Annotated in this window: 1 protein-coding gene; it reads left to right on the forward strand. The window is 36.9% G+C overall.

Annotated features, from left to right (window positions below; all coding sequences use genetic code 11):
* Positions 1-213: 213 nt before the first annotated feature.
* Positions 214-661, forward strand: a 448-nt coding sequence (locus ACS8FD_RS21315) for an aminotransferase class I/II-fold pyridoxal phosphate-dependent enzyme (protein ID WP_439277339.1), incomplete at its 3' end; no start/stop codon positions are given.

Genomic DNA, 661 nt, shown 5'->3' on the forward strand with positions numbered 1-661 from the left:
TTATTTAGCGGTTAAAGGATAAGTTGCATCTTTGCAATTTATCCTTTTTTATTGGCTGCTAAATGCTTGAAAGTAGAAAGGTTTCTGTGAAATATAACTAATAACTAATGTTTGGGGTTTAGAAAACTTGTAATCATACCAAATGCCACTTAATATGATATCAATCATCAAATTTGATTTTATCTTCCACTGATATTTAGGCGTATCGTTCCTATGCATAATAATAAATTTTTGGAGTTAAACGCGAACGAAAACTCGCTCGGCATGTCAGATTCTGCCAAACAGGCCGTTACAGAGTCTCTAAGTGCAGGTTTTCGTTATCCAGACAATCCACGTGCTGCACTCATTAACAAAATTGCCACTATGCATAATGTGGCAGAAAACCAAGTCTCGTTAGGTAATGGCTCGACTGAAAATATGCGAGCTACCATTCAAATGCTGCAACACAAAGCATTTAAAGAGGGCAAAGAGTTCCAAATGGTAATTCCTGTGCCAACGTTTGATTGTGCTGAGATGTACGCAGATTCTATTGGCGCCTTGGTAGTCAAGATACCTTTAACGGCCGAAAATTATGATTTAGACTTACAGAATCTGCAAAAAGCTGCTGATGAGTTTGATGGAATTAGTTTACTTTATCTTTGTAATCCTAATAATCCGACAG

It is taken from the genome of Psychrobacter sp. 1U2, assembly GCF_051847575.1.